Raw genomic sequence first — 608 nt, 5'->3', positions numbered from 1 at the left:
GCCACATCGTCTCGCTCACCGCCGTCGGGTAGGAGATCGACATCAGGCCGACATCGTCGGCCATTGCGTCGCACGATGCGACGGCAAGCCGACGGCAGGTCTTTTTCGACCCGGCCGCCGCATTCCTGTTTCCCGCCTGATTGCTCTGGCGTGCCCCTATTCCGCGGCGACACTCGCCCCGGAGCGATTGGCAAGCACCAGCCCGACTTCGCCCACCGCCTGCGCGACGCGCTTCAGGATCGGCTCGGAGCGCAGCACGCCGTCGGCGAAATCCTTGTCGGTGGCATAGACCGCCGTCGACAGGGCAAGCGCCTCGAAGAAGCCGAACAGCGGCCGCAACTGGTGCTCGACGATCAGCGCATGCCGTTCGCCGCCGCCGGTGGCAAGCAACAGCACCGGCTTGCCTCTTAGCGCCGTCGGATCGATCAGGTCGAAGAAGTGCTTGAACAGGCCGGTATAGCTGCCCTTGTAGGTCGGCGAGCCGACCACCAGCACATCGGCATTGATGACTTTGTCGAGAACATCGCGGCCCTGTTGATCGAGATCGCGCGCCCATCTGGCGCTGCCGAGCGAGGCTCCGACGTCCTCGATGTCATAAGTGCTTGCCG

General features: G+C 65.0%; 1 protein-coding gene. It reads right to left on the bottom strand.

Annotated elements, in window-relative coordinates; translation table 11 throughout:
- Nucleotides 1-156: 156 nt before the first annotated feature.
- Nucleotides 157-608 (bottom strand): NAD(P)H-dependent oxidoreductase (locus EN807_RS32395; RefSeq protein ID WP_135937917.1); only part of this gene is annotated, 452 nt, incomplete at its 5' end.

The sequence above is a fragment of the Mesorhizobium sp. M5C.F.Ca.ET.164.01.1.1 genome (assembly GCF_004792125.1).
Classification (GTDB): domain Bacteria; phylum Pseudomonadota; class Alphaproteobacteria; order Rhizobiales; family Rhizobiaceae; genus Mesorhizobium; species Mesorhizobium wenxiniae.
This window is presented reverse-complemented; position numbering and strand designations above follow the sequence as displayed.